The 24572-nt window shown below is 49.1% G+C and carries 21 protein-coding genes; 7 read left to right on the top strand and 14 right to left on the bottom strand.

Annotated elements, in window-relative coordinates; genetic code table 11:
• Positions 1 to 56 precede the first annotated feature (56 nt).
• From odhB to sdhC, 6 genes are all read right to left on the bottom strand, one after another.
• The gene (odhB, locus tag ACJJIR_RS05060; RefSeq protein ID WP_282933820.1) at positions 57 to 1256 is read right to left on the bottom strand and encodes a 2-oxoglutarate dehydrogenase complex dihydrolipoyllysine-residue succinyltransferase; all 1200 of its coding nucleotides are present in this window, start codon (positions 1254 to 1256) and stop codon (positions 57 to 59) included.
• Between the two features lie 46 nt (positions 1257 to 1302).
• Positions 1303 to 4134 carry a 2-oxoglutarate dehydrogenase E1 component gene (locus ACJJIR_RS05055; protein ID WP_282933821.1) on the bottom strand — a complete coding sequence of 944 codons (2832 nt, stop codon included), beginning with the start codon at positions 4132 to 4134 and terminating at the stop codon, positions 1303 to 1305.
• A 211-nt stretch (positions 4135 to 4345) separates the two neighbouring features.
• Entirely contained in the window at positions 4346 to 5050 is a 705-nt protein-coding gene (locus tag ACJJIR_RS05050) for a succinate dehydrogenase iron-sulfur subunit (protein ID WP_282933822.1), read from the bottom strand.
• A gap of 19 nt (positions 5051 to 5069) precedes the next feature.
• Entirely contained in the window at positions 5070 to 6842 is a 1773-nt protein-coding gene (sdhA, locus tag ACJJIR_RS05045; protein WP_282933823.1) for a succinate dehydrogenase flavoprotein subunit, read from the bottom strand.
• A 3-nt stretch (positions 6843 to 6845) separates the two neighbouring features.
• Positions 6846 to 7214 carry a succinate dehydrogenase, hydrophobic membrane anchor protein gene (gene sdhD, locus ACJJIR_RS05040; RefSeq protein WP_282933824.1) on the bottom strand — a complete coding sequence of 123 codons (369 nt, stop codon included), beginning with the start codon at positions 7212 to 7214 and terminating at the stop codon, positions 6846 to 6848.
• Positions 7208 to 7582 carry a succinate dehydrogenase, cytochrome b556 subunit gene (gene sdhC / locus ACJJIR_RS05035; RefSeq protein ID WP_282933825.1) on the bottom strand — a complete coding sequence of 125 codons (375 nt, stop codon included), beginning with the start codon at positions 7580 to 7582 and terminating at the stop codon, positions 7208 to 7210. The genes sdhD and sdhC overlap by 7 nt, the downstream gene beginning before the upstream one ends.
• A gap of 439 nt (positions 7583 to 8021) precedes the next feature.
• On the opposite strand from sdhC, the gene gltA reads away from it, so the two are divergent.
• The 5 genes from gltA (at position 8022) to ACJJIR_RS05010 (ending at position 14595) form a co-directional block, all read left to right on the top strand.
• Positions 8022 to 9311: a citrate synthase gene (gene gltA, locus ACJJIR_RS05030; protein ID WP_444907526.1), complete on the top strand. Its 1290-nt coding sequence runs from the start codon at positions 8022 to 8024 to the stop codon at positions 9309 to 9311.
• Positions 9312 to 9628: 317 nt separating this feature from the next.
• Positions 9629 to 10165 carry a hemerythrin domain-containing protein gene (locus tag ACJJIR_RS05025; protein ID WP_413662988.1) on the top strand — a complete coding sequence of 179 codons (537 nt, stop codon included), beginning with the start codon at positions 9629 to 9631 and terminating at the stop codon, positions 10163 to 10165.
• Positions 10166 to 10654: 489 nt separating this feature from the next.
• On the top strand, positions 10655 to 12682 hold the full coding sequence (locus tag ACJJIR_RS05020; RefSeq protein ID WP_444907525.1) for an FAD-dependent oxidoreductase: 2028 nt from the start codon (positions 10655 to 10657) through the stop codon (positions 12680 to 12682).
• Positions 12683 to 14035, top strand: a complete 1353-nt coding sequence (locus ACJJIR_RS05015) for a cytochrome c3 family protein (RefSeq protein WP_444907524.1) — start codon at positions 12683 to 12685, stop codon at positions 14033 to 14035.
• Positions 14036 to 14046: 11 nt separating this feature from the next.
• On the top strand, positions 14047 to 14595 hold the full coding sequence (locus ACJJIR_RS05010) for a Tll0287-like domain-containing protein (protein ID WP_282933830.1): 549 nt from the start codon (positions 14047 to 14049) through the stop codon (positions 14593 to 14595).
• A gap of 368 nt (positions 14596 to 14963) precedes the next feature.
• On the opposite strand, the gene ACJJIR_RS05005 is transcribed toward ACJJIR_RS05010, so the two are convergent.
• Complete coding sequence (locus tag ACJJIR_RS05005; protein ID WP_282933831.1) at positions 14964 to 15173, bottom strand: DUF3820 family protein; 210 nt, start codon at positions 15171 to 15173, stop codon at positions 14964 to 14966.
• A gap of 148 nt (positions 15174 to 15321) precedes the next feature.
• Here ACJJIR_RS05005 and ACJJIR_RS05000 point away from each other — a divergent pair, with 148 nt between their 5' ends.
• Positions 15322 to 15591 (top strand): YMGG-like glycine zipper-containing protein, encoded by a 270-nt coding sequence (locus ACJJIR_RS05000; RefSeq protein WP_108734168.1) that lies wholly within the window; start codon positions 15322 to 15324, stop codon positions 15589 to 15591.
• A 449-nt stretch (positions 15592 to 16040) separates the two neighbouring features.
• On the opposite strand, the gene ACJJIR_RS04995 is transcribed toward ACJJIR_RS05000, so the two are convergent.
• Positions 16041 to 16508: an RrF2 family transcriptional regulator gene (locus ACJJIR_RS04995; protein WP_413662991.1), complete on the bottom strand. Its 468-nt coding sequence runs from the start codon at positions 16506 to 16508 to the stop codon at positions 16041 to 16043.
• A gap of 767 nt (positions 16509 to 17275) precedes the next feature.
• On the opposite strand from ACJJIR_RS04995, the gene ACJJIR_RS04990 reads away from it, so the two are divergent.
• Positions 17276 to 19549: a nitric-oxide reductase large subunit gene (locus tag ACJJIR_RS04990; RefSeq protein WP_444907523.1), complete on the top strand. Its 2274-nt coding sequence runs from the start codon at positions 17276 to 17278 to the stop codon at positions 19547 to 19549.
• A 197-nt stretch (positions 19550 to 19746) separates the two neighbouring features.
• Here the strand turns inward: ACJJIR_RS04990 and ACJJIR_RS04985 are convergent, their stop codons facing one another.
• The 6 genes from ACJJIR_RS04985 to ACJJIR_RS04960 all read right to left on the bottom strand — a co-directional run bounded on the left by ACJJIR_RS04985 (position 19747) and on the right by ACJJIR_RS04960 (position 24571).
• On the bottom strand, positions 19747 to 19932 hold the full coding sequence (locus tag ACJJIR_RS04985) for a hypothetical protein (RefSeq protein ID WP_413662993.1): 186 nt from the start codon (positions 19930 to 19932) through the stop codon (positions 19747 to 19749).
• Between the two features lie 438 nt (positions 19933 to 20370).
• Positions 20371 to 21216 carry an IS3 family transposase gene (locus tag ACJJIR_RS04980; protein WP_282933833.1) on the bottom strand — a complete coding sequence of 282 codons (846 nt, stop codon included), beginning with the start codon at positions 21214 to 21216 and terminating at the stop codon, positions 20371 to 20373.
• Between the two features lie 8 nt (positions 21217 to 21224).
• Positions 21225 to 21533, bottom strand: coding sequence for a transposase (locus ACJJIR_RS04975; RefSeq protein ID WP_282933834.1), 309 nt, complete (start codon positions 21531 to 21533; stop codon positions 21225 to 21227).
• 322 nt (positions 21534 to 21855) lie between these two features.
• Entirely contained in the window at positions 21856 to 22548 is a 693-nt protein-coding gene (locus tag ACJJIR_RS04970) for a MaoC family dehydratase (RefSeq protein WP_282933835.1), read from the bottom strand.
• Between the two features lie 67 nt (positions 22549 to 22615).
• On the bottom strand, positions 22616 to 23329 hold the full coding sequence (locus tag ACJJIR_RS04965; RefSeq protein WP_172975418.1) for a 4'-phosphopantetheinyl transferase family protein: 714 nt from the start codon (positions 23327 to 23329) through the stop codon (positions 22616 to 22618).
• Between the two features lie 54 nt (positions 23330 to 23383).
• Positions 23384 to 24571 (bottom strand): hypothetical protein, encoded by a 1188-nt coding sequence (locus ACJJIR_RS04960; RefSeq protein WP_444907522.1) that lies wholly within the window; start codon positions 24569 to 24571, stop codon positions 23384 to 23386.
• Between the last annotated feature and the right edge of the window lies 1 nt (position 24572).

Genomic DNA, 24572 nt, shown 5'->3' with positions numbered 1-24572 from the left:
CAGATATTTCTAATGCAGTGTGATCGAGGGGGCCCGCAGGCCCCAAGATTTATTGTTTAAACTTCGAGCAGGATACGCGCTGGATCTTCGATCATTTCCTTGATCGCTACCAGGAAGCCAACCGCTTCCTTACCGTCGATCAGACGGTGGTCATAGGACAGCGCCAGGTACATCATCGGCAGGATTTCCACCTTGCCATTTACCGCCATCGGACGCTCCTGGATTTTGTGCATACCCAGAATTGCAGTTTGCGGTGGGTTCAGAATCGGAGTGGACAGCAGGGAACCGAATACACCACCGTTAGTGATGGTGAAGGTACCGCCAGTCATCTCTTCGATAGACAGTTTGCCATCCCGGGCGCGAACACCCAGATCGCGGATATTGTTTTCCATATCCGCCAGGCCCATGTTCTCCGCATTGCGCAGAATCGGCACAACCAGGCCTTTCGGAGAGGAAACCGCTACACCGATATCCTGGTAACCGTGGTAAACGATATCGTTGCCGTCGATAGACGCATTCACTGCGGTGTAGCGCTTCAGCGCTTCTACTGCAGCTTTTACGAAGAAGCCCATAAAGCCCAGACGAGTGCCGTTGTGGGTCTTCTCGAACAGGTCTTTGTAGTTCTTGCGCAGGTCCATAATCGGCTTCATGTTCACCTCGTTAAAGGTGGTGAGCATGGCGGTGGACTGGGAAGCGTCCAGCAGGCGCTCAGCGATACGCTTGCGCATACGGGTCATGGGAACACGCTTCTCTACGCGCTCACCTGGAGCAACCGCAACTTCAGCAACAGCGGCGGCAGGTGCAGCAGCGGCAGCCGGCGCAGTGCCCGCTTTCATTACGTCTTCCTTGAGAACGCGACCACCCTTGCCAGTGCCTTCAACACCGGCCAGGTCTACGCCCTTCTCAGCAGCCATTTTCTTGGCAGATGGCATGGCAATTTTGTCGCCAGCCGCAGGAGCTGCGGCTTCGGCAGCCGGAGCTTCTGCTTTTTCTTCCGCCGGGGCAGCAGCTGCGCCAGCGCCCGCTTCAAACTTGGCAATCACCTCATTGGAGAGAACGGTATCGCCCTCACCCTTGATGATTTCAGTCAGGGCACCATCGGCAGGTGCAACAACTTCCAGCACAACTTTATCGGTTTCGATATCCACGATCAGTTCATCGCGGGACACAGCTTCACCAGGTTGTTTATGCCAGGTGGCGACAGTTCCGTCCTGAACTGATTCAGGGAAAGTTGGCGCTTTAATCTCGATCGTCATTTTTTCTGTTTCCTGAGATTGACTCTTCACTTATTACTGCCGCCGGTTATTTGACGGTCAGCGCCTCGTTGATGAACTTATTCTGTTCTTCAAGGTGCGTGGACATATAGCCCGCCGCAGGTGCTGCGGATGGGGCGCGGCCCACATATTCCAGATCCAGCTTCGGATGGGTTTCCGACAACAGGCGACGCAAGTGGTGCTGGCTGGAGTACCAGGCGCCCTGGTTCATGGGCTCCTCCTGACACCAGGCAACACTCTTGATCTTCTTGAATGCGGAAACCGCTTCCACAAACTCTTCGTCCGGGAATGGGTACAGCTGCTCGATTCGCACGAACGCCACATCTTCCTGTTCGCGCTCCATACGGGCTTCCAGCAGGTGGTAGTAAACCTTGCCGGAACACAGAACCACACGCTTCACTTTGTCAGGATCTACACCCTGGTCCTGGATCACGTTGTGGAAGCGACCTTCCGCCAGCTCTTCCAGGCTGGAGGTGGCCAGCTTGTGACGCAGAATCCACTTTGGACTCATAATCACCAGAGGACGGCGCATTGGGCGCACCGCCTGGCGACGCAGCAGGTGGAAGATCTGTGCCGGGGTAGTGGCGTTACACACCTGGATATTGTGCTCCGCACACAGCTGCATAAAGCGCTCAAGGCGCGCAGAGGAGTGCTCTGGGCCCTGGCCTTCGTAGCCGTGCGGCAACAGCATTACCAGGCCGCACATACGGCCCCACTTGTGCTCACCGGAAGTGATGAACTGGTCGATTACAACCTGGGCACCGTTGGCGAAGTCACCAAACTGGGCTTCCCACACCACCAGGGACTTTGGTGTCGTGGTGGCGTAGCCGTATTCAAACGCCAACACCGCCTCTTCGGACAGCAGCGAGTCGTAGATATAGAAAGGCGGCTGGTCTTCAAACATATGCTGCAAAGGCACATAGCTCTGACCGTCTTTCTGGCTGTGAACCACCGCGTGGCGGTGGGAGAAGGTACCGCGACCCACATCTTCACCGGTAAAGCGGACCATAAAGCCCTCTTCCAGCAGAGTGCCGTAAGCCAGGGTTTCCGCCATGCCCCAGTTCAGAGGCAGGGCGCCACCGGCCATTTTGCGGCGGTCTTCATAAATTTTGGAGACCTGGCGCTGCATTACCACGCCATCGGGCACGTTGGTCATGCGAGTGGCGACATCCTGCAGCTTCGGCAGCGCATAGCCGGTATCTGCAGGCACCTGCCAGTCGTGGCCCAGATAGGGGCTCCAGTCCACAAACATGGAGGAGTCCGGCTTCTTCACAAGACCGGTAGCAACGTCTTCACCGGCATCCAGCTTATCGCGGTAATCGTTGGCCAGCTTGTCTGCGGCAACCTTGTCCAGGATGCCCTCGCCCACCAGCTTCTCGGAATAGAGCGTGCGGGTAGTCTTGTGCTTGCGGATGGTCTGGTACATCAGCGGCTGGGTACCAGAGGGGTCATCGGTCTCGTTGTGGCCGCGACGACGGTAGCAGACCAGGTCGATAACGATATCTTTCTTAAATTCGTAGCGGTAATCCACCGCCAGCAGCGCAGCCAGTACGACCATTTCCGGGTCGTCGCCATTTACGTGCAGCACCGGCGCATCGATCATCTTAGCGGGATCGGTGGAGTACTCAGTGGAGCGGGCATCTTCACGCTTGCTGGTGGTAAAGCCCACCTGGTTGTTCAGTACGATGTGCACAGTACCGCCGGTGTAGTAACCGCGGGTCTGGGACATCTGCAGGGTTTCCTGCACCACACCCTGGCCGGCAAAAGCCGCGTCGCCATGGATGTTGATCGGCATTACTTTCTCACCGGTCGCATCTTTGCGGCGATCCTGGCGGGCGCGTACGGAACCCACTACCACGGGCGCACTGATTTCCAGGTGCGACGGGTTAAAGGCCAGGGCCAGGTGCACTTCCCCACCGGGAGTCATCACGTTGGAAGAGAAGCCCTGGTGGTACTTCACGTCACCGGAAGTATCGAGGGTCTTCTTGCCTTCAAACTCCTGGAACAGATCCGCAGGGTTTTTACCGAGGATATTGACCAGGGTATTCAGACGACCGCGGTGGGCCATACCGATCACCACTTCCTTCACCCCGTAGGTGCCGGAGCGACGGATCAGAGCGTCCATCATCGGGATCAGGCTCTCACCACCCTCTACACCAAAGCGCTTGGTGCCGGGGTACTTGGAGTCCAGGTGGCGCTCCAGGCCTTCAGCGGCAGAAAGGCGCTGCAGGATTTCAATCTGGATGTCGGTGCCGAAGTTGGCTTTAGACTGGCTGCGCTCAAGGCGCTGCTGGAACCACTGCTGCTCTTCCAGGTTGGAGAGATGCATGATCTCCGCACCCAGGTTGCCACAGTAGGTATTCTCCAAACCCTCGACGATTTCACGCAGGGTCGCCTCTTCTTTACCGAGGAACAGGCTACCGGTATTGAAGGTGGTATCGAAATCACCCTCAGTCAGGCCGTGGTAGCTCAGCTGCAGGTCGGGCACTTGTTCGCGAGCCATCAAGCCCAGGGGGTCGAGGGTCGCTTTTTTATGGCCGCGATGGCGGTAGGAATCGATCAGTTGCAGAACTTTAATCTGCTTGCGCTCGTGCTCAATATTGGCAGATCCGGCCGCACCGGGAGCGGCCACCGGACGCGCGCGGTGTTTGCTGAGCAGCTCAAAGTGCTGGCGAACAGCGGCGTGAGAAACATCGCTGCTGCCCTCAACGCGGGGGAGGCTATCGAAATAATTGCGCCACTCCTCGGGGACACCGTTGGGGTCGTGCAGATAGGTCTCGTAAAGCTCCTCCACGTAGGCAGCATTGCCCCCGGAGATATGGGAGCTACGCCACAGCTGCTCCATGGTACTTTCGTGCATGTTGATGCCTACCTCAATTGCAGTGTGCTTATCTTCTCTTGAGCCACTGCGCTTTCCTTTCACTCACAAAAGGGGAGGCGCACAAAGCCACCTCCCCTTTTCAGTTTTTTACCGGTTAGAACCGGCTTTTTGTCGTTTGCTTGGCACCCTACCTGGCACCGGGTTCGCAGAGCGCGAACCCCAGCGGGCCGATAACCGGCCGCAGCATCCCCTACACGGCGCGGGTCAGCAGCATATTGCGGATATGGCCGATCGCGCGCGTCGGATTCAGTCCTTTCGGGCAAACATTGACACAGTTTTGAATACCGTGACAACGGAATACACTGAAGGGGTCATCCAGATTTGACAGGCGCTCATCAGTAGCCAGGTCGCGGCTATCTGCCAGGAAGCGGTAAGCCTGCAACAAACCAGCTGGGCCGATAAACTTGTCCGGATTCCACCAGAAAGACGGACAGGAAGTGGAACAGCAGGCGCACAGGATACACTCGTACAGACCGTCGAGCTTTTCGCGATCTTCCGGAGACTGCAGACGCTCGATGGCCGGAGCCGGAGTATCGTTTTGCAGGTACGGTTCAATCTTCTTGTACTGCTCGTAGAACTGCTCCATATCCACAACCAGGTCGCGGATAACAGGCAGGCCAGGCAGCGGACGCAGAACCAGTTTACCCTTGGGGGCAGCTTCAGACAGTGGCGTAGTGCACGCCAGACCATTGCGACCGGAAATGTTCATACCGTCAGAGCCACAAACGCCCTCACGGCAGGAACGACGGAAAGACAAGGTCTGATCTTCGGCTTTCAGCAGTTCCAGAACGTCCAACACCATCAGGTCCTTGCCCTTGGTGTCCAGTTCATAGTCCTGCATATAAGGCGCTTTGTCGGTTTCCGGGTTGTAACGGTAAATGCTTACTTTCAACATACTCTATTCCGCTCCCGAATCAGTAAGTCCGAGCTTTCGGTTCAAAGGCTTCCATAGTGTTAGGCGCGAAGTTTACTGCACGCTTGCCAACACGTTTTTCCGTGGGGAAATACATAGAGTGGCACAGCCAGTTTTCATCATCGCGCTCCTGGAAGTCCTCACGGGCGTGAGCACCGCGGCTCTCAGTGCGGGTCTCTGCAGCAACTGCAGTGGCCTCGGCAACTTCCAGTAAGTTTTGCAGCTCCAGCGCTTCAACACGGGCGGTGTTAAACGCACGGCTCTTGTCTTCGAGGCGCACATTTTCAATACGCTCGCGCAGATCTGCAAGCTTCTTCACACCTTCGGCCATAAAGTCGCCGCGACGGAATACGCCGAAGTGGTTCTGCATCACGCCCTGCAGCTCTTTGCGCAGGTCGGCAGCCTTCTCACCCTTCTCATTGGTTTCCAGGTGATTCAGGCGAGCCATAGCGGCTTCGAGATCAGACTCGGAAGCTTCGCGGTGCTCGATACCTTCGCGCAGGGACTTCTCAATAAACAGGCCGGAAGCGCGACCGAATACCACCAGGTCCAGCAGGGAGTTACCACCTAAGCGGTTGGCTCCGTGTACGGACACACAGGCAACTTCGCCACAGGCGTAGAAGCCATCAACAATCTGGTCGTTACCCGCAGCGTCCTGGGTCAGAGCCTGACCGTGAACGTTGGTGGGAATACCACCCATCATATAGTGACAGGTAGGTACTACCGGGATCGGCACCTTAACCGGGTCGGCGTGGGCGAAGGTCTTGGACAGCTCACAGATACCGGGCAGACGGCTGTTGAGCAGCTCTTCACCCAGGTGATCAAGCTTCAGGAATACGTGATCGCCTTCCGGGCCACAGCCGCGGCCGTCGAGAATCTCGAGAACCATAGAGCGAGCCACAACGTCGCGGGAAGCGAGGTCTTTGGCGTTGGGCGCATAGCGCTCCATAAAACGCTCACCATCTTTATTGATCAGGTAGCCACCCTCACCGCGACAACCTTCGGTCACGAGTACACCGGCACCGTAAATACCAGTGGGGTGGAACTGCCACATCTCAATATCCTGGACCGGCATACCGGCACGCAGGGCCATACCGACACCGTCTCCGGTATTGATGTGTGCATTGGTGGTGGAAGCGAAGATACGACCGGCACCGCCGGTAGCGAATACAGTCGCTTTGGATTTGATATAAACCACTTCGCCATCTTCGATGCACATGGCGATCACACCTACAACAGCACCGTCCTGGTTCTTCACCAGGTCAATCGCAAACCATTCGTTCAGGAATTCGGTTTTGTGCTTAACGTTGTTTTGATAGAGGGTGTGTAGCAGTGCATGGCCGGTACGGTCAGCAGCGGCACAAGTACGTGCAGCCTGGCCACCGCGGCCGAAATCTTTAGACTGACCGCCGAAGGGGCGCTGATAAATACGACCTTCCTCAGTACGGGAGAAAGGCAGGCCCATGTGCTCCAACTCAAATACCGCTTCGGGACCTACGGAACACATATATTCAATAGCGTCCTGGTCACCGATATAGTCGGAACCCTTAACGGTATCGTACATGTGCCAGCGCCAATCGTCGTTTGGATCTGAACTGGCAATTGCACAGGTAATGCCACCCTGGGCAGATACTGTGTGAGAACGAGTCGGGAATACCTTGGTAATAACCGCAGTTTTATAGCCGGACTGGGCCATCTGCAGGGCAGCGCGCATACCGGCACCGCCTCCACCAATTACAATCCCGTCAAATGAAATAGTACGCATGTTCGCCATTGCTTATACACCCCAAAGAATTTCAATGCCCCACACCGCGTACAACACGGCAACGGCAGCCAGAATCACTTCTACGAACAAGCGCAGAACAGTGGCTTTACCGCCCATCATCCGGTTGGTGATGTAGTCAGTTACCACGGACCAGAGGCCAATCCAGGCGTGAATAATGGTGGACAGCAAGGCAACCAGGCTGAAAACACGCATCCAGCGCTGGGCGAACAGTTCGGACCAGGCCTGGTAGCCGAAGTCTTTACTAAAAAAGATAAAACCCACTATAAAGAGGGTATAGGCGAGCAATATTACCGCAGTGACTCTCTGGTAGAGCCAATCGAAAGTACCGCTACGGCCAAAGCTTGTTACTGTTTTTACCACAACCATACTCCCGCCAGAAGAATAAGGATTACAGCCAGCACCAGCACTGACACAGCGCTGCGACGGCCGCCTTCGAGACTTTCACCTACTCCCATATCCATAAACAGATGACGAACACCTGCCAGAATGTGGTAAATAAGTGCCGCCAGCGATGCCCAGAGAATGAGCTTGGCAGGGATACTGTTAAATACCGCTGCAATTTCGGCGAATCCCTGCTCGGATTCCAAACTGACATCGAGCATCCACAGTAGTAGTGCAACAACAACGAAGAGCACTACACCGGAAATACGATGCAAAATGGAAACCACAGCGGTAGCGGGAAGCTTTATAGTGGAAATGTCTAAATTGACAGGTCTGTTTTTGTTCACAGGAAAAACACCTTGTTGCCCTGAACGACCGGGCGCCCGTTAGCTTTTCAATGGAGGGACGAGCTGCTTGCTGATTACTTTGCACTCGACCTGATGAAGCCTTATACAAAGTAGCCGTACCATGGCGCAAGCCGCGCGGATTATAGGCATTCACTAGTCAAAACACAACGAACGCCTGCGATTACGCCGGGTTCCCACCAGTATCGCGCAGTAAATCGGGAATCGCGGGATTTCCTCAGACTTTCCTGTGCATTATCTAGACAAATACTCTACGAGTATGGAGCGGAACCGGATATCCTGTCGCCAATAGACTGGTCGTCCATTCCTTTTGGTTTGACAATTTGCGGCGCGGCACTTAAGTTTGGCCCCGCTCAAAAGGCCGCTAGCTCCCGAAAACAGCGGGAAAAGGCCGGCATAAGAACATTTTTAGGAGTCCGCAATGTCCGATAAAAAAGCGCACCTCACAGTCGATGGTATCGACGGCGCCCTTGAGATGCCAGTTCGCTCCGGCACCCTCGGCCCCGATGTTATTGATGTCGGCGGTCTGACCAGTAAAGGCTTATTTACTTACGACCCGGGCTTCGTATCTACCGCCTCATGTGATTCCAAGATCACCTTTATTGATGGCGGCAAGGGCCAACTGCTGCACCGCGGCTACCCCATCGAGCAACTGGCAGAAAAATCCGATTACCTGGAAACCTGCTACCTGCTGATGAATGGCGAACTGCCCAACGCAGAAGAAAAGAAGAAGTATGTAGACACCATTATGTCTCACACCATGGTTCACGAATCCCTGGTGAGCTTCTTTAAAGGCTTCCGTTACGATGCCCACCCAATGGCGATGATGTGTGGCGTAGTCGGTGCCCTCGCTTCCTTCTATCACGACTCCCTGGATATCACCAATCCGGAGCACCGCGAGATTTCCGCCCACCGCCTGATTGCCAAGATGCCAACCCTGGCAGCGATGTGCTACAAGCACTCCCAGGGCATGCCCTTCATGTACCCGGACAATAGCCGCAGCTATTCCGAGAATTTCCTGCACATGATGTTTGGCAACCCCTGCGAGCCCAGCAAGATAGACCCGGTTGTCGCCAAGGCAATGGACATCATATTCCTGCTGCACGCAGACCACGAGCAGAACGCCTCCACCTCCACTGTTCGCCTGGCTGGCTCTTCTGGTGCCAATCCGTTCGCCTGTATTTCTTCCGGCATTGCCACTTTGTGGGGACCCGCTCACGGCGGTGCCAACGAAGCGGTATTGAACATGCTGCAGGAAATTGGCGACGAAAGCCGTATCGACGAATTCGTGAAGCGCGCCAAAGATAAGAATGACCCCTTCCGCCTGATGGGCTTTGGTCACCGCGTCTACAAGAACTTCGATCCTCGCTCCCGCGTAATGCAGGGCATCTGTGATGAAGTTCTGGGTGCCATGGGTGCAGAAAATGATCCTCTGCTGAAGATCGCCAAGAAGCTGGAGAAAATCGCCCTTGAGGACGATTACTTCGTAGAGAAGAAACTCTACCCGAACGTAGATTTCTACTCCGGCATTATTATGAAGGCTATCGGTATCCCCACCGATATGTTCACCGTAATTTTCGCCACCGGCCGTACTTCAGGCTGGATTGCACACTGGAATGAAATGATTTCCAATCCGTACAAAATTGGTCGTCCTCGCCAGCTGTATACCGGCTACCCTCAGCGCGATTTTGTACCGCTCGAGCAACGCTAAGCTCAAAGCAATTAAAAAAACCCGGCTATGCCGGGTTTTTTATTAATTAGATATTTAAATTTATTTTGATTCCACTGGCGATAATCAACTGCATTTCGATAAAAATTAAAAAGCAAAGATCTAAAATGTGACACAAGTCCCACTTTGAAAATTTTGCTTTACTCGCCCCTTCCATAACAGTTAAACCAACTGTCATCCAATGTAAAATCCGCCACGCCCGCCGGGACCCAAATAGCTTTGCTTTCTTTAAGTTACCCCCAACTTCGCGGCGCGATCAGACCTAATAACAAACCTTTAAATTTACTGAGACTAAATTCATGCTTAGTTTTATTTCTGGAATGTTCCGAAGTAACAAAACAGAAGACGCGGCGGACCTTGAGGAAAAATATACTCGCAGCTCTTATGCAGGAGCTAAAGGTGCCCGCACAATCTCTTACGATCCCACTCTAATCAAAGCCCTTGAAGACGATCACCGCACCTTGATCAGTATTTTTCAGCGCATGTGGTCAGAGGGTTATGAGAAGCAGAACTACCGCCAGTTGTCGCAGCTACTGACCCAATTTAAATCTGGCTTCCAGGCCCATCTAATCAAAGAAAATGTACGTTTTTACGTATACCTGGAGCAAGCACTGGCTGGCGATGCCCACACACTGCAAGTAGTTAAAGATTTCCGCACCGATATGAATGAAATTGCAAATGCGGTTGTGCAATTTTGCAAACGCTATAACCACGAAGCCTTCACTCCTGAAATGGTTCGCGATTTCAAAATGGATTATCAGAAAATCGGTGAAGCACTAACTCGTCGTACTGCCCTAGAAGAAAAAGAACTCTACGTCCTTTACCAACCCTCCTAAAAGCAACGTTTAGTTTTTTTATCAGGAGTAGTGAGATATTTAACCTAGGAATGCCGATAAGAAACAAATCTTTACAATAGGCATACTATTTTACAGTCCGCAGCCCACAAGGACGGGGCCGCATATTTTTTGGCCGCTCAGCGGTCACAAAGTAACTGGAAAGCACTTCCCTCACCCCACCAATTTTTCACAGCCAAATTAAATTTAAGCACTGAATTTGGGCAAGATACATTTAGCCCCCCAAAAAAACTGTGCGCATCAGTTAAATCCAGCCTTATTTTCCGACCTGACCTTACTTTACACCCAATTCTCTATCGTCATGTTCTAATCGGTACTAGACGTTTATTTAATTTTGTTTAAACATATAGGGATTAGAATTCAAAAAAACACCAAAGAGTGGGATATTAGTCTAAGAAAATTAGCAGGCCATCTGGCAGACAAATTAAAAATACAAAGACTAATAGAAAATCAAAGCAGTCGGGGGGAGGTATGACTGAGCTAGACGACACACTTGTCGAGCAATTACCAAGCGGCATCCACACTAATGATAACAGTTACCCAATTTATGTAATTATCGGTACTGGTCCGGTGGGTGTGCGTTGCGCACAAAAGTTATTAGAATTCTGTGATGAAGCTCAAATTGTTATCTATGGAGCAGAAACAGAGTCTCCCTACAACCGGGTTAAACTTTCTCAATATCTATCAAGCCATGTAGAGTTGGAGGAGCTTGATAACCCTATTCTCAGTCAAAGTGACCACCGCCTGGCAGAATATATTGACCGTAAAATAGTCTCTATTGATCGCTCCCAAAAAACAGTCACCGATGCTGCAGGGAATATACAACCTTATTCCAAGCTAATAATAGCGACTGGATCAAATCCTATTATTCCGAAGATTCCGGGTGCGGATCTGCCTGGTGTTTACCCTTTTCGAAGTCTGCGTAACACCAATGATTTACTTGAGTTAAGGGAGCAGAATGCAGACATCTGTGTTATCGGTGCTGGTGCTCTGGGCCTTGAAGCTGCAACCGCGTTAAAAACACCTAAAAACAACATCACTTTACAATCCAGAGGACACTTACTCAGCGGGCTCCTGGGTGAAGAAGGAGAAGAGTTCCTAAAGTCCGCACTCACTGCACTGGGTGTAGAGTTAAAAATTTCGGACTCCCTAACATCCATTGAAGAGAGCGATAGCAAGCGCCTACTCACTTTTGAAAGTGGCGAAAAAATTCCCGTCGACGCTATCGTGTTGTGCACAGGAATTAAGCCGGAAATTAGCCTGGCCGAACAGAGCGGACTTTCAACTAAATGCGGAATCGTAGTCAATGAATGGATGCAAACTTCCGACCCGGATATTTACGCCGTAGGCGAGTGCGCTGAGTTTGACAAGAAAGTCTACCAATTGGTCCGACCGGGCTACGAACAAGCTGAAAGCTGCTGCTCACATATTCGTCGCAACCATAGCGGTAAATCTCTCTCGCAGCCCTACTCCGGCACTTATACCGATATTCAGCTGAAAATTGCCCATATTCCCTGCGGAATAATGGGAGAGGTAACCCCGGAAAACCTCAATCAGGAAGAGGGCGTTGAGAGCCATGTCTATCGCAATCGTTTTAAGGGGATCTATAGACGCTTATTTATCAAAGGCGAATACATCGTTGGGGCCATTTATATTGGCAGCTGGGATGAAGCCAATGAATTGCGCCAGACCGTAGCACAGGAGCAAAAAATCTCTCTCCGCACACTGAAAGACTTTGAAAGCGAAGGGCGAGTTTTTGCCAAAAAAAGCGGCAATAGCATTAAAGATTTTCCCGATAGTTATCTGGTCTGCCAGTGCAACTCTGTCACCAAAGGGGAATTATGCAAGGCTATTTCCGCTGGGAAGCGCAATTTAAACGAATTGCAACAAGCGACAACAGCCGGGTCTGTTTGCGGTAGTTGCCGCCCGCTAATGGCTGAGCTTCTGGATGTGCCAGCTCCCAACTTGGTAATGCGACACTCCAAGGGGATATTGATAACTTCTGTTCTATCATTAATCCTGATAGCCCTGGCTTTCCTGATGCCGCCAGCTCCAGTTTCCCCCTCAGTACAGACTGCACTTTTTTGGGAAAAGCTCTGGTACGACAATTTTTGGAAGCAGGTTACGGGCTATACCATTCTCGCTATGTGCCTATTTACTGCCGCTCTCAGTATCAGGAAACGTTGGAATAAACTTAGCATTGGGCATGTCGATCACTGGCGCTATGCACACAGCGTTACAGGTTTAATCGCTCTACTTGCACTCGCTGTACATTCAGGCTTCCGCCTTGGTGAAAACCTGAATTTAGCATTGATGCTGGTATTTCTAACTGCAACCGCAACTGGTTCTCTCGTCGGCGTTTTTATGGCGCGCAACCACCATTGGACTGACCTGAAACTTCGCGAACACCGAAAATGGTGGTCCCGAGTTCACTATGCCCTGCTCTGGGCCTTACCGGTCCTTCTCGCCTACCATATTTTTGCGGTTTATTACTTCTAGATGAAATCATATCAATTTAAATTCTGGCATTACGGTGTATTGCTAACGCTGGCTATCGGCTCTGCGGTGGCATACAACCTTAACGTTGACGATAAATCTCTATTTATCAGTGGAGATGCCACGCACGGTCACCATCAAATTGAGCTGGCTTGTACTTCCTGCCATACCGATGGCTTTGCCGGTGAGGATGCTGTTCAGCAAGCTTGCCTGAATTGCCATGCGGAAGAACTGGAGCTTGTAGACGACTCACACCCCCGGCAGAAATTTTTAGATCCGCGCAATGCTGTACTTCTGGAAACTCTTGACGCACGGCTATGTGTAAGTTGTCACACTGAACACAAACCACAGATCACAGGAGAGATGGGCGTAACCCTGGCGGGCGACTTTTGCTTTCACTGCCACAACGATATTGCCGAGGAGCGCAGTAGTCACAAAGACCTGGGATTTGAAACCTGCGCGAGTGCGGGCTGCCACAACTATCACGATAATGGCTCCCTGTATGAAGACTTCCTTATCGCCCATGTTAATCAACCTGATCTATTGGAAACTGCCAAGCTACCCGCTCGTACAGCCGTTCAGTCCTGGCTAAATGAGCATTCAGATAAAGCCCCTTTAAAAGTTAGCGAAGCAGACATTAGCAGCTCTAGCCAGACTGCAGAAATCGCAACGGTCTGGGCACAGAGTATTCACGCACAAACAGAGGTGAACTGCAGCAGCTGTCACGTCGATGGGCAAATGCAATTCAGTAGTGTTGAGATTGTCGAGCAATGTGCTAGTTGCCACAGCGATCAAAAAGAATCCTTCACTCAAGGAAAACATGGAATGCGCATGTCCAACAAGCTGGAAGAGGGCTTTATCCAGCAGGTCGGCGCCATCTCCCCGCAACAGGCCCGCCTTCCCATGAATGCCAGCGCAACGGATGAATTGAGCTGTGTCAGTTGTCACGGGCCCCATGAAGTAAATCTGCAATTTGCCGCTGTAGAGGCTTGCCTGGGTTGCCACAGTGATGAGCACAGTCTCTCTTACAAAGAGTCCCCTCACTTCGATACCTGGAATTCAAACCCAGAAGGTGGCGTAAGCTGTGCCAGCTGCCATTTACCACGGGAAACCCATGGCGAACAGGTTGTAGTTAACCATAATCAAAATCATAACCTTCGCCCCAATGAAAAAATGATGCCCGTTTGCCTGAGCTGTCATGGAGCCGAATTCTCCCTTGCTGCCCTGGCTGACAAAACTCTGATTAACAATAATTTCAAGCATAAACCCGCAGAGAAGCATGAAACATTCGAGCTGATCCGCGAGCGTATTGCAAGGATTACCAATAGCAAAAACAAGCAAAATCAATCCCAATAGGAGGGGAAAATATGCGTATTGCCGCTTGTATTATCGCTGGACTGGCACTGCTCACCGGCTGTGAGAAAAACCAGGGAGTTGCTCCGGAGCGAATGGCGGATGCCATCTTTGCCGTTATCGAGGCAGACAGGGCCAACTACACCAACAAGGTTGTAAACCGCCTGCAGAACGAGGAGAAAATCCTCGATGCTGATGAGCACTGGCAAGATAAGAAACTGCTACCACTCCCCGCGCAGATGATGCGTATGGGAGCTGAGCGTGTTGCCGAAAATGAGTCTGGCTTTAACTATGCCCTGCTCTCCCTGTGGCCAATCAACAAGCAAAACAAACCGCGCACTGAGATGGAAAAAGAGGGCTTGCAGTACGTAATCGACAACCCAGGGAAAAATTTTTACGGCCGCGAAAAACTAGGTGATACCGAGTACTTCACTGCAGTATATGCGGATGTAGGTGTTTCACCTGCTTGCGTGAGCTGTCACAACGATCACGTAGACAGCCCGCGCACTGACTTTGAGCTGGGCCACACTATGGGTGGTGTTGTTATCCGAATCCCACTCTGATCAGTTAGTCAGTAGATAGCTACGTCCGACTTTCGAGTCGGGCAACTCTCTCACAAAATATTGCCGGCGGATATTAGTCGGTGAGAACTGAGTTTAGAATAATTTAAAAGAGTGGCGGCCGAATTCGTTTCGACCGCTCCCTCTTTTAAGCTGACTGGCTCTACTCCCGCTACTACCTCGCTGAAATCATTCAGACCAGTGGTTACCCGCTGTGGGCCTATTTCCGGGTCAGTCCAGTCTCCATTACGGCCCGCTTTTTCTTGGGCTTCGCTCCGCAAAGCACACCTAGGCATTACTATATTAATGTCAAAGTCCCGCAGAGCAAACCGACCAAGGTGATTGCAATACTGGGAAAACCTGCTAAAAGGTCAGCGCAGTGGATCAATAAGCCCCTGCAATCCCTCTACTTTTATCTCCAGGGCTAATGCCATCAACTGTCCTAGACGCCCCTCTGGAAACCCCTTTTTTGCGAACCAAAGCAGGTACTCCTCAGGCAAATCTATTAAAACCCGGCCCGAGTATTTTCCAAATGGCATTTTGAGTCGAGCCAGTTCTACCAAGTCTTGTTTTTCGAACACCTTTACAACCACCTAAATATCGACAAAAAAAGGGAATGAAACTCCCAATTTGGATTTGTTGCCAGTGCATGCGGACTCTACACTGGCTCCGAAATAGTCGGCCTGCGCCGATTCTTTATACCTCAACCTTCCAGTAATAGAGGTGTCTATGCGTATCAAAGCTATCAAATATCTCAGCTTGGCCGCAGTATTGACTGCAAGCCTTGGAGGTACGGGCTGCGCCAATATGAGTGATACCGACCGCCGAATAGGCACCGGCGTCGGTATAGGCGCAGTAACAGGTGCCTTGATCAGTGGCGGACGCCCCGGTGGCACTGCCGCAGGTGCGGTTATTGGTGCAGGTGCAGGCTACCTCTATGATAGGGAAAGAAAGCGCAGGGATTACTATCGTTATCGCGGTCGCTACTATCGTTATTAATTCGCTGCTGTTTTTAAGTATTTAATCAGTATGTTGCGAGTGTCATTGTACTCCGATACTCGCACTACTGAGGCAGGCAGGGAAGCCGACTCCCAATTAAACTGGTTCCTATAAGACAAAATTGACACAATCCTCGCTTTCGTTTTACCACAGCATTCATAACGATATTCAGTAACCATCTCTCAGATAAAGGCATTGCGCTTGAGCAGGAGCAATAAATTTGTGCTGAGTATTTCCCTACTCCAGGAAGCATTCCCAATACCCCCCCCTTAGACCAACGTGCATTGAGTGGCTACCTGATATAGGGTGAGAGGAAATTGAAGATAGGCTTTTCATCTGGCGGAATACAAAGCCCTTTATGTAATAAGGGCCCTAGAGTATGAATCTTCCAGGCTTTGAATGGAAAACTGTACTTTTTCTCCCTCAAGCAAATATAAGATAAGCCTAACCTAGGGACCTTGCTGCGCCCTCTCAATTTTCGCAGGAAAAGCTAGTATATTGATAAGGTCAGTCTGACTCGGGCCGGATACTAGGTCTTCCAAGGTGTATTGCTCCAAACAAATAAAAAAACTTTCCATAGCCTCGGCGAACATTTTCTTCAACCTACACGCAGGAGTTATGACACATTGATTATTTGTCCCAAAGCATTCTACTAACACGGTATCTTGCTCCAATAATCGAACTAGCTCTCCAACATTAATGTCTTCAGGAGCTCGGCTTAGCCGAATGCCACCATACTTACCCCGGGTTGCAATCAAGTAGCCTTTGAGATTCAACTCTTGTACCACCTTCATTAGATGGTTTTTAGATATTTGGTAGCGCTCAGCAACTTCTCTGATGGTTACTAACTCTCGATCCTGTATAGCAAGGTACATCAACACTCGCAAAGAGTAGTCGGTAAATTGCGTGATCTTCATTGGCAAAGTCCCTCATTGTGAAGCCAAGAATTTTCATCCCTTGAAAATTTAAAGATGCATCTATTTTACATCATTGGAATTTAGGTGTAAATTGCCACGTAAAAGATGCATCTCATATACATGTATAGATAAAGGGGTAGAGAATGCTCAGTCTCAAATGCTCGTTCAACCTAGCCCTTAGGCTACGGTTACAGCCGAATGTGCTATTTATGACTGCCCCAAAAGCTATTAGAGGAATTTCGAGCGAAAGCGCTCTGAAGTCAGGGGCTGCTTTCCTGAATTTAAGGCCGCTAATTAATTTAAGAGGCCAAGAAGTGAACTTCGATATATTCGCTTACACAAACTCTACCCAGGGGCGGCAGGTTAACAACGATTATTGGCCCTTTTTCATTACCCAAATACAAGGTATCGGTCACCTAAAAATTCAATGTCTTACAAGACCAAACATTATTTTGAGAAGCCCATTCTCAATTTGATTTATTCAAGCAACACAAGGAAAAGGAGAGTTTATGTTTTTTCTGTTGCAAGTTAACGCCTCTACTGGAGGCCAATCTCATGAGATCAACGCAGCTAAGCAAGAACGCGAAAAGTCAGGCTTAAAACCTATTAACACTCAATCAGGCATCATAGATCCACTCCAAAAAATTAGAGATACCCGATGTTTACGATGTTTTGGTTTACAAGCAGCCTAGGGAGATATACGAAAATTAATAGTTTAAATAGCATATTGCTAAAAAAGCCAATTTATATTGGCAAGGATAACTCTGATGAGAACTTACAAATTTCTTTGGTGGACATTGATCGGCGTTTTAACTGTAACCTTTTCAATACTCGGATATTTTGGCAGTGAAATATATCGGAAGGCACCTCCGATACCTGACGCCTTTGTCTCAGAAAATGGCAAAATACTGACCACTAAAGATAAAATTTTAGATGGTCAAACTTCTTGGCAATCCGTTGGAGGAATGCAACTGGGATCTATTTGGGGGCATGGTGCCTACCAAGCCCCAGACTGGACCGCTGATTGGTTACATCGAGAGCTAATTAATTGGTTATCAATAGCGGCAAAAGAGGAATTTGGCCTACCATATGAATCTTTATCCAAAAGGGAAAAACACAAACTTCTGTATGACCTTAAATTAGATTATAGAACCAACACCTATAGCAGCGAATCTGGAATTGCCACTTTATCTAAGCGAAGAGTCACAGCTATAGAGCAAACCGCAAAATATTATGATGCACTTTTTGGAGGTGACCCCACTTTACAGCCAACCCGCGCAAATTACGCAATGAAAGAGGTTACACTGCCCGATGCTGATCGCCGAGCACGACTTACAGAGTTCTTCTTTTGGACATCTTGGGTAGCTTCAACCGAGCGTTCAACAGGTGGCGCAACCTACACTAACAATTGGCCCCACGAACCATTAATTGATAATAAGCCAACTAGCGAAAATATTATTTGGTCTATTATTAGCGTGGTCTTATTGATTGCCGGCATTGGCGCCCTAGTTTGGGCATGGGCCTTCCTACGCACTGAAGACAAACACCCTACTGCCCCCAAGCAAGATCCAATCAGCACCTTCAAATTAACCCCCTCACAGAAAGCTCTTGGAAAATACTTACTAGCTATAGTAGGACTATTTACTTTCCAAGTTTTTTTAGGTGGTTTTACTGCCCACTATACTGTCGAAGGACAAGGGTTCTATGGGATAGAGACATCGGAGTGGTTTCCATACAGCCTGGTACGCACCTGGCATATACAGGCTGCTCTATTTTGGATAGCTACAGGATTTTTAGCTGCCGGGCTATTTCTTGCTCCAATCATCAACGGTGGTAAAGATCCTAAGTTCCAAAAACTTGGTGTTGATATATTGTTTTGGGCATTGATAGCAGTCGTTATTGGATCATTTGTCGGCAATTATCTAGCCATTGCACAAACTCTGCCACCAGAGCTCAGCTTTTGGCTGGGCCATCAAGGATATGAATTTGTAGATCTTGGTAGACTATGGCAAATCGGTAAATTTGCCGGCATCGTACTATGGTTGGCATTAATGCTGCGCGGTATTGTTCCAGTATTAAAGCAAAAGGGTGATAAAAACCTGCTAGCCCTGTTTGCCGCCTCCGTAATTGCCATAGGATTATTTTATGGTGCAGGCTTCTTTTATGGCGAGCGCACACACATATCGGTCATGGAGTTTTGGCGCTGGTGGATAGTGCACTTATGGGTAGAAGGTTTCTTTGAAGTTTTTGCTACAACTGCGCTTGCATTTATCTTCTTCAATATGGGCCTTGTATCTAAACGCATGGCTACTGTGACTTCTCTAGCATCAGCTTCATTATTTCTACTAGGGGGTGTACCGGGAACTTTTCACCACCTATATTTCTCAGGGACGACAACACCAGTTATGGCGGTAGGGGCCACATTTAGTGCGCTCGAAGTGGTCCCACTTATCTTATTGGGTTATGAAGCCTGGGATCACTATAGCTTAAAAAATCGTGCACCCTGGATGGTAAAAATTAAATGGCCTTTGATGTTTTTTGTAGCTGTTGCTTTCTGGAATATGTTAGGAGCAGGCGTACTTGGCTTTACTATTAACCCACCGATAGCGTTATATTATCTTCAGGGCTTAAATACCACGGCCACACATGCCCATGGTGCATTGTTTGGAGTATATGGGTTCTTGGCTTTGGGCTTTAGTTTACTCGTTCTTAGATATATTCGCCCCCAGTTTATATTTAGCGAGAAATTAATGAAAACGGCATTCTGGTGGATGAATATGGGTTTGGCTTTAATGTTGTTCACCAGCCTTTTACCTGTCGGTATTATCCAGTTTATGGCGAGCGCTTCAGAAGGCCTTTGGTATGCCCGCAGTGAAACCCTAATGCAAAGTGGAACGCTAGTTACTCTAAGATGGATACGAACTATTGGTGATGTGGTGTTTATCGTCGGTGCACTGGCTATCACATGGCAAGTAACACAAGGTGTGCTGAACCTAAAGAGGCACAGTTCAGTAGACTATCTATCAGGGCAAGCCTCTTAATTTACATATAAACCTATGCAACGTTACTGCGTAACTCAACAGTAACGTTGCATTATTTGCTGTCCCCAAAATATCTTTTCTCAGTAATCACCCGTATTAAAGACACTGAGTTTTGACAATTTTCTTAACAGGGGAGAGTAAATTACTTAACTATTAATTGAACTGCCCCATGAATATCGGATTTGGAGAGAGAAAATTTACAAGTGTTTAATTTTCGTTTTTCCACAGCGTTCACAGCGATATTCAGTAACCAACTTTCCCTGCTTTACGTCGAACTTGCGCTCGGTGACCACTTTCCATTTATGAAAACCTTCCCTGCACAGGGTGCTGCCCTTGTGCTTTTGCCAAGCGGTTTTTCTTTTGAAAGGAATAACATCTCCCATTTGTTCTCGCACAATAAAGTTTGAACACTAATTTTATTTTGGAACAATAAAGTTTGAACACTAATCACTTCAAGAGCCTAAATGTACCTTTGGGGTATCAAACAGGTGAGATAAATGAAGAGGTAAGTTGCTTCAAATTACACACACATACCGACAATTTTATCCTAAAAAAAGAAAAAATTAGATATAGCATACCAAAAAAATCTTTATTAAAAAAATTCTTTCTATTTATTTGCTTATTGGTTGGTTACAAATCTAGCGCTCATACCTCATCATTACAAGTGAACCACCCGATCTTTGATGGAATCCATCTAGATTTGTAGCAACGCAGCCACTAATCCTCGGCAATGGAGCGCTCAGTCAGAAAGGTCAGAAATAAAAGAGTTATCTAGGTGGTAAAGACACGTTGGTCTTGCCCACAAAAAGTAGACACTCTAACTATGCGTATTTTCGCTCATACTCTGCTGGACTTACATAGCCCAATGCAGAGTGCCTACGAACTCTATTGTAGAAAATCTCAATGTATTCAAACACCTCAGATTTTGCTTGCTCTTCGCTTTCGAATGTTCCGGCATAGACCAGCTCGACTTTTAGCCTGCTAAAGAATGATTCCATTGCCGCATTATCCCAACAGTTAGCCTGGCGACTCATACTCGGCTTGCACTTGCTTTCGGACAAGAGATCCTGGTATTTCTGCGATCGATATTGCACACCCCTGTCAGAGTGAACTAGCAGTCCAGGCTTTATTGGTCGTCGCTCTAGGGCCATTTTCAATGCTCGACGTGTCAATTCATCGGTCATCTGCGAGTCGAATGCCCAACCTACAATACGTCGAGAGTACAGATCCATAACTACCGCGAGGTATAGCCACCTATCCAGAACCCAGATATACGTAATGTCACTGGTCCAGCGGCAATTTGGTCGATCCACATCAAAGCAACGCTTAAGTAAGTTGGCGGAGACGTTAATGCTCCCCTCTACGGGCTGACTATATCGAAAGCCTTTGCCGTTTCTCGCTTTAATATGTTCCTGTTGCATAAGCTTAGCGACGTAGTTCCGCGAGCATGGCTCACCTAACTCTTGAAGCTCGCAAGCAATTCTAGGCGCGCCATAACGACCTTTAAACTCAACAAACGTCTCTCGGATTTTCTCGATTGTTCGTATCTCTCTAATCGTGCGAGCAGATGGCAATCGCCCCCGCCATCGATAATAACCCGATCTTGAGACTTCTAAACACCGACACATCAAGCTAACCGGGAATGACCCTACATGCTCTTGTATCAATGCGTACTTTACTCTTGGTGGTTCGCAAAGTACGCAGCTGCCTTTTTTAGAAACTCAACCTCCTGACGAGCTTCATGCAGCTCCTTCTTGAGTTTGCGAACTTCAGCGCTTTCCTGTTTGGAATAGTCGACACCGTCTAAACTATTGAACTGCTTATCAGACAGTCGATTAAATTGACGACGCCAGTTGTAGATCTGCTGTGCGCTGACGCCTAGCTCTCGCGCCACAGAAGCCGTTGTTGCTCCAGCCTTTTCCGCTCTCTTAACTGCTTCTCTGCGGAACTCCTCCGTATACGCCTGAGTTCTTTTCTTACCCATGATACACCTCCGTGTTAGGCCTAAACCTAACTATACAGGGTGTCTACTAAACGTGGGTAAGTCTTACGTCTAACGCCGCCCCCAGCTGCATTTCCCTACTTAACCAGGGAAATTAATAAACCCCAGCCCCCATAGCCTCTGAAATTCCCTATCAGATAGCAGGAATACACCTTTCGATAATCACAGATACTCAAGGTTCATATCTCTATCCAGAGATGGCTAATTCTGCGCTCTTGCAAGAGCGATCAATCGAGAATTACTCTCCTCCCAGTTTGCCTATGATAATTAGTAAGTGCCGGGAGGGTGCGCGTGCATTTTGAATTCAGAAGTAAAGTTTCAGCACACTATCCGCAACACAAACCAGGCGACCTGAACCTTCAACCTCTACCTCAATATGATTGATCATTTCCACACTACGCTTCGATGGCACCAGGGACTTTAAAGTCGTACGAGCTCGGATACGATTGCCAGTCTTAACTGGATAAGGAAAACGCACCTGTTCAAGGCCGCAGTTTATAATCATTCTAGCTTCAGGGTAAGGCGGTTTTTCCGGATTGACAGCATCGGTGAGCTCGGGAATTAGCGATAGGACCAAAAAGCCGTGGGCAATTGTGCCTCCAAACGGCGATTCAGCCCTTGCTCGTTCTGGATCAATATGAATCCACTGGCGGTCTCCAGTTACTTCGGCAAAACTGTCAATGCGCGACTGGTCAACTACAATCCAGCGCCCAATATATATCTGCTGACCAATACGTGCTTGCCAGTCTTGGTAGAAAGCGATGGCCTTAGGGTTCTTAATGACTTGTAATTCACGATTGGTAGCAGGATCAACAACCGGCCCAGCTTTCGAAGTCCATGAATTTTTAAGCAAGTTACTGATGTAATAGGACAACTGATGCAGGTGATTATCATGGGTGCTTTTGAGGTCCAAATTGTTAATCCGAGCCCTAAGCAACCTTTCCTTTTCCCTGATGTACTCGAGCACGTCCATCATCTCATCCTGTATTAATGACATTGAAGCAGCGTAACTGGACCTAAAATTAATTTTGTGCGGCAGCTACTTCCAACTCCACGTCTTGTTTCTAAAACGCCTTGCGGCTGAGTAGGTTAAAATGGTTTGTTTCCAATCGACCCAAAGGCGACAACGCCGGCGACTCCATCGCTACACAAAGCCAATAGCGTTGCGCCAACGTGCAAAGGTTAAACCAAAAGCTCCCCATTTCTCTTACCTTACACTCAAGCCACGTGGCTGGTTGCGAGTTAAGCAAAGATACAAGATCAAACTCGATCGTAGAAAAAGGCAGTCGAAGCCCCAAACCACACACTTTGGACACAGACTCTTTAATGCACCAAACCCTTGTTAACAATTCACAGTGAGCAGTGCTTGGGATAGTCATTACCTGGTCATATTGCTCTGGACTAAGTAAATGCCTGAAATTTAGACCTGAGCCCAGTTCACGAGCAAGGGGCTCCAGATCTATACCTGGATCAACGGTAGAGCTAAGCGCAATCGCGACCACACCACTAGCATGAGAAATACTAAATTTTATTGGGGCCACACTTTGGTTTAAAACTCTAGGCCTGCCTTGCTCATCAGGGAAAATTTCCCAATCTGCCGGCAAAATACTTACGCCACTTTTAGCGGATAAAACATAACGCAATAGGTAACGACCAAGCAGAAAATGTAGGCCCGCCGCTCGATTAACAATCCCACTATATCTTTTCTGCTCAGCCTCGCTAACTGTGGTGAAGACAGTTTGCGGATCATGCTCGATTAGAGTTTCAAACTCCTTCACGGTAGCAATCCAAAGACCTATATCCCTGTTAACTCCAGTCTTCATAGGGTCCGCTCAAAAAGAATAATGCAACTTAAACTCGATAAAATCCTCATCCCGTACTGGATACAGCCAAGTATCACTGCGGCCCACATTGAGGAATAAAAACGCCCGAGTTTCGATTCTAAAATAATCGCTCAGACGGTGTTCTAAGCCTAAGTCGAGGTAGTTGCCATGACTATCGAAGTCATAACTTATGACCCCTCGAAATTCGCTGTCACCGGTATCACCGAAGCTAGCTCTAAGGCCGACAAAGAGATCGTTCTGACCTAATGTTTCAGCTTGCTCATCCCTATCGTTGATTAGATATTCGGCGATCAAGGACAGATCTTGCATACTATCCGGTAGCGAATAAATCGGGTGCTCAAGGCCAACGTTTGCAGCAAAGAAACCTTGCTCCAGTTCGCGACCAGTTTTCGCTTCCAACTTCAAGGTCGTGTCGCCGAGGAGATAAAGTGTGTCCAGTAAAAAATTCTCGGTTTCGATGTAAAAGGGAGTCAACATCGTCGCTGAAGGGCTAGGCCTTACCAGTAGTGGCGCCCGCCTAGTGCCTCTGAAGTAACCGATCCCTGTTTCTAAATCACCAGCGTAAAAATGGCCTCGCAGAGCAACATCTCCACCTCTATTCGAGCTTTCAAAAAGTGCCCGGTCCGAAATCGGTAGTCCGAATGACGGGCGCTCTGGAAATTCTCGCTCACGAAAAGTTGGCAGATAGAATATCGATAGTTCGCCGTTATCAAAACGCAGACCTAAAGATGCGAAGGTCTGCCCCATCTTTTCCTTTCCGTCGATAGCTTGGCGCAAGTCAGCCTGATTAAGTACATTGACTATATTCAGAGATTCAGAAACGCCCCAAAAGAAAGTGCTAACACCAAGATTCAGCGATAACTGATCACGGCGCCAGTGAAGGCTGGCTTGGCGGATATCGGCATAACGACGCTCCCCATCCTGCTTATCCCAGCTACCAAACAACCGCAGCTTATAGCCAGTATCACCAATATCCCCCTCAGCATTTGCTTCAATTTCCAGCCCCGGTCCGAAGCGGTAGCTATCATCAATGGCCAGCGACTCCTCTTCTGCAAATATACGAGCCGTGGCCGCGATATCAACAGAATACTTGTCAACCTTGACCTCTGCGAGGACCGGCATAATGGTAAGGCTTAGACACAGCTGCACCCAAAACGCTAAACGCAAGACCCCCATA

This window comes from Microbulbifer maximicatervae (SeqCode) (assembly GCF_052467385.1).
The sequence above is the reverse complement of the archived record's forward strand: the minus strand, read 5'-3'. Positions and strand labels throughout refer to the sequence as shown.